Here is a 4449-nt window from a genome sequence, read left to right on the forward strand (position 1 = left end):
CGAGGCCGTGCTGCTCTACGCCGACGCCGTGCACGCCCACTTCGGCAAGGTGCACCAGATCTACAACAACGCGGGCATCGCCTACCACGGCGACGTGATCAAGTCCGAGTTCAAGGACATCGAGCGCATCATCGACGTCGACTTCTGGGGCGTCGTGAACGGCACCAAGGCGTTCCTGCCCTACGTGATCGAGTCCGGCGACGGCCACGTCGTCAACGTGTCCAGCCTGTTCGGCTTGATCGCGGTTCCCGGCCAAAGTGCCTACAACGCAGCGAAATTCGCGGTCCGCGGGTTCACCGAGTCGCTGCGGCAGGAGATGCTCGTCGCGCGGCACCCGGTCAAGGTCACCTGCGTTCACCCCGGCGGCATCAAGACCGCGGTCGCGCAGAGCGCCACCTACGCCGAGGGCATCGACGGCAAGAAGGCCGCCGACATGTTCGACGCCAAGCTGGCCATGCACACCCCGGAGATGGCCGCGCAGACCATCACCGAGGGCGTGCGCAAGGGACACGGACGGGTGCTGATCGGCTGGGAGGCCAAGCTGCTCGACCTGTTCGTGCGCGTGACCGCCTCCGGCTACCAGCGCATCGCCGCCGTCGTGAACCGCCCCTTCCTACCCTGATTCGAGTTTCACCCATGCGGGATCTGAACCTTCCGCTGCCCGTCGCACGAGCGGTGCTGCGTCCGATCTTCCGTGCCACGCTGAATCAGCGGGCGCCGTGGCGGATGCAGCGCCTCTTGCTCGAGGCGGGTTCGGCAGCACAACTGGTGCCCGCGGGCACCCTCATCGATCACATCCAACTGGCAGGCAGGCCCGCCGAGCGGATCACCGCGACCCCGGCTCCCGAGGGCGTCGTCCTGTATCTGCACGGCGGCGGGTACACCGTCGGCTCGCCGGTCACCCACCGCTCCCTCGCCGCTCGGCTCGCGCACGAAACCGGTTGCGCCGTCTACGTTCTCGACTATCGGCTCGCACCGGAGCACCCCTTCCCCGCCGCGCTCGACGACGCTGAGGCGGCCTTTCTGGAACTGGTGCGGTCCGAGGGCTACCGCCCGGAGCAGATCGCGATCTCCGGCGACTCGGCGGGCGGCGGACTGTCGCTGGCCACCGCGCAGCGCCTCGTCGCCCGGCACGGGCAGACCCCGGCCGCCCTCGGGCTCATCGCGCCGTGGACCGACCCGAATCAACCCCCCGAACGCGACAGCGACCTGGTGATCACCAGGGGCTGGTCGCGCGCCTGCGCCGCCGCCTACCTCGGCGGCGGGGATTCGAGTGATCCCGGTTACGCTCCGCTCACCGGTGAATTGGTCGGCCTGCCGCCGACCTATGTCCAGGTCGACGTCGACGAGTTGCTGCACGGACAATGCCGCGATCTGGTCGCCGCCCTGCGTACCGCGGGCGTGCCGGTGCGCTTCACCGAGAGCAGGGGCCTGTGGCACGTCGCGCAACTGCAAGCCGCGCTGGTCGCCCCGGCCGCCGCGGCGCTGAGCGAACTGGCCGCGTTCCTGCGGGAAGCGATTAAGCCGGTCGATATGAGCGACATAGGATAACTACGACGCGGGTCCGTACTCAGGTCTCAGGCGCGGACCCGTTTCTGGTGGTCGACCTCACGGCCCTTACGAAGGTGTCGTAGATTACTGGCGAGTAAACCCACGTGGAAGGGCACTGATGCGAGAGTTCGAAGTCCCGGCTTCCTACACCATTCCGGACGACGCGAACAGTTCCGACAACGTCTTCCGGCACGCCGAGGAGTCGCCGAACGCGGTGCTGTTCAACGTGCCGAACGGCAACGGTGGCTGGCGGGACGTGACGGCCGCGGAGTTCGCGAAGACCGTCACCGGCGTCGCCAAGGGACTGATCGCCTCGGGCATCGAACTCGGCGACCGCGTCGCCATCATGGCCCCCACCCGCTACGAGTGGGCCGTGCTCGACTTCGCCATCTGGGCCGTCGGCGGCTGCACCGTCGCCATCTACGACAGCTCGGCCGCGGAGCAGGCCAAGTGGATCCTGCAGGATTCCGCCACCAAGCTGCTGATCGTCGACAGCGACAAGCACCGCGCGATCATCGACGAGATCGACCCCGCGGCGCTGACGGAGCTGAAGGAGACCCTGCAGATCGACAAGGGCGTCCTCGACGAGCTGAAGACCCGCGGCGCCGACCTGGACGACCAGCTCGTGCACGATCGGCGCAAGCAGGTCAACGCGGCCTCGCCGGCCACCCTGATCTACACCTCCGGCACCACCGGGCGGCCCAAGGGCGTCATGCTCTCGCACGCCAACCTCTGGGCGGAGTCCCGCTCGGACGGGATCGCGCTCGGCACGTTCATCCGGCCGGGCAAGAAGACGCTGATGTTCCTGCCGCTGGCGCACGTGTTCGCCCGCGCGGTCGCGCTGGTCGCGTTCGACGCCAAGGTGACCGTCGCGCACACCTCCGACTGGTCCACGCTGGTCGACCAGTTCGGCACCTACCGGCCGCACTTCATCCTCTCGGTGCCGCGCGTCTTCGAGAAGGTGTTCAACAGCGCGAAGCAGAAGGCGCACGACGGCGGCAAGGGCAAGATCTTCGACGCGGCCGCGGAGACGGCCATCGCCTACAGCGAGTCGCTGGACAAGGGCGGGCCGGGGCTGGTGCTCAAGCTCAAGCACGCGCTGTTCGACAAGCTGGTCTACAGCAAGCTGCGCACGGCCCTCGGCGGGCAGTGCGAGGCCGCGGTCTCCGGCGGCGGCCCGCTCGGCGCGCGCCTCGGCCACTTCTTCCGCGGCGTCGGCGTCACCATCTACGAGGGCTACGGGCTCACCGAGACCACCGCCGCGATCACCGTGAACACCCCGGAGAACATCCGGGTCGGCTCGGTGGGCAAGCCGATCGAGGGCCACGCCGCCAAGATCGCCGAGGACGGCGAGCTGCTGCTGCGCGGGTCGGTCGTGTTCAACGGCTACTGGGGCAACGCGGAGGCCACCGAGGAGGCCTTCCAGGACGGCTGGTTCAAGACCGGCGACCTCGGCGCCATCGACGCCGACGGGTTCGTCACCATCACCGGCCGCAAGAAGGAACTCATCGTCACCGCGGGCGGCAAGAACGTCTCCCCCGCGCTGCTCGAGGATTCGCTGCGGGCCAACCCGCTGATCAGCCAGGTGATGGTGGTCGGCGACGGCAAGCCGTTCGTCGCCGCGCTGATCACCCTCGACCCGGAGGCGCTGCCCAGCTGGCAGAAGAACCACAACGTGCCCGAGGACACCCCGATCGAGAAGCTCATCGAGAACCCGGAGCTGGTCGCCGATATCGAGGCCGCGGTCGCCGAGACCAACAAGAAGGTCTCGCACGCCGAGGGGATCAAGAAGATCCGCATCCTGCCCATCGACTGGACCCAGGAGACCGGCGAGCTCACCCCGAAGCTCTCGCTCAAGCGCGCGGTCGTGATGAAGCAGCACGCCGACGACGTGGCCAAGATCTACAGCTGAATCGCAGTCCTGCGCGCCGCACGAGAGTTCCCTTCGCCGACAACGATTTCGACTCGGCGAGACGCCTGATTTCGTGAGAAAATGGGTAACTCGCCGGGTACCGGCTCACCTGGCCACTGGTCGACCGCCAGCCGCCAACGCCACTACCGCGGCACACAGTCTGGCCTGAAGACGCGGAGAGGCGGGGGAGCGATGACTGATGGCGCAAGGAAATTGCTTGATGAGATCCAAGCGGAGCTGGCGCCGCGGGACGCGGACAATCGACTGGTCCCGCTGATCGCCGCGGGTAAGGCGGCGCGAGAAGTGTTCGCCGCCATCGCCACCGAGGAGTGGCGGATCACGGCGAGCGACTGGCGAAGTTTCCACGCGATGGCGGCGAGGGCGGACGAGAAGCACGCTCGCACCTTCTTCGGGATGCTCGCGCCGGGAGAACAGCAGGCGCAGGGGATGCTGGACGCGCTGGTCGCCGCCGCAGGGCCGGACCCTGGGATCGAGCTGCCGCGCGCGGGCTGCCAGGCGTACCCCGCCTACGTGGCCTGGCTGGCGTTGAACGGCGAATCGTCCGCGGTCGTCGCGGGCATCTACGCGAACTTCGCGGCCTTCGGCGGTTACTGCCGCGATGTCGCGGCCGGCATGCGCGAGCACTACGGATTCGACGACGCGGCCTGCGCGTTCTTCGACTTCTTCGCCGCCGACGTCCCCGAGATCGAACGGCTCGCCCTGCGCGCCATCCAGTGCGGAATCGACTCCGGACGCTTGAACCACACCGAAGCCCACCAGCACGCCCGCCTCTTCCAAAGCTACGAACTCATGTTCTGGAACACCCTCGCCGACGAGTTCGCCGATCGACAAGATCAAGAGGAATCTGTGTAGGCAACGCGCGAGAGACCACCTGCACCAGTTCCCTTTGATCTTGGTCGCGGGTGTCATCGAATGGTCACATTCTGGGGAGGTGGCCGGCAGTAGGCTCGGATTCATGGCCGATC

General features: G+C 67.7%; 4 protein-coding genes. All 4 read left to right on the plus strand.

What is annotated here, in order from left to right:
• A partial coding sequence (locus ON39_RS26485; RefSeq protein WP_040738487.1) for an SDR family NAD(P)-dependent oxidoreductase occupies window positions 1–622 on the plus strand: 622 nt, incomplete at its 5' end.
• A 14-nt stretch (window positions 623–636) separates the two neighbouring features.
• Window positions 637–1551 carry an alpha/beta hydrolase gene (locus ON39_RS26490; protein WP_040738489.1) on the plus strand — a complete coding sequence of 305 codons (915 nt, stop codon included), beginning with the start codon at window positions 637–639 and terminating at the stop codon, window positions 1549–1551.
• A 118-nt stretch (window positions 1552–1669) separates the two neighbouring features.
• Window positions 1670–3463, plus strand: coding sequence for an AMP-dependent synthetase/ligase (locus ON39_RS26495; RefSeq protein ID WP_040738491.1), 1794 nt, complete (start codon window positions 1670–1672; stop codon window positions 3461–3463).
• A 192-nt stretch (window positions 3464–3655) separates the two neighbouring features.
• Window positions 3656–4336, plus strand: a complete 681-nt coding sequence (locus ON39_RS26500) for a hypothetical protein (protein ID WP_040738493.1) — start codon at window positions 3656–3658, stop codon at window positions 4334–4336.
• The last annotated feature ends 113 nt before the right edge of the window (window positions 4337–4449 follow it).

The sequence above is a fragment of the Nocardia tenerifensis NBRC 101015 genome (assembly GCF_000308715.1).
In the GTDB taxonomy this organism is placed as follows: Bacteria; Actinomycetota; Actinomycetes; order Mycobacteriales; family Mycobacteriaceae; genus Nocardia; species Nocardia tenerifensis.

Coding starts and splice junctions, on each gene's coding strand:
- ON39_RS26495 (WP_040738491.1), top strand. CDS start 1,670: ATGCGAGAGTTCGAAGTCCCGGCTTCCTACACCATTCCGGACGACGCG.
- ON39_RS26490 (WP_040738489.1), top strand. CDS start 637: ATGCGGGATCTGAACCTTCCGCTGCCCGTCGCACGAGCGGTGCTGCGT.
- ON39_RS26500 (WP_040738493.1), top strand. CDS start 3,656: ATGACTGATGGCGCAAGGAAATTGCTTGATGAGATCCAAGCGGAGCTG.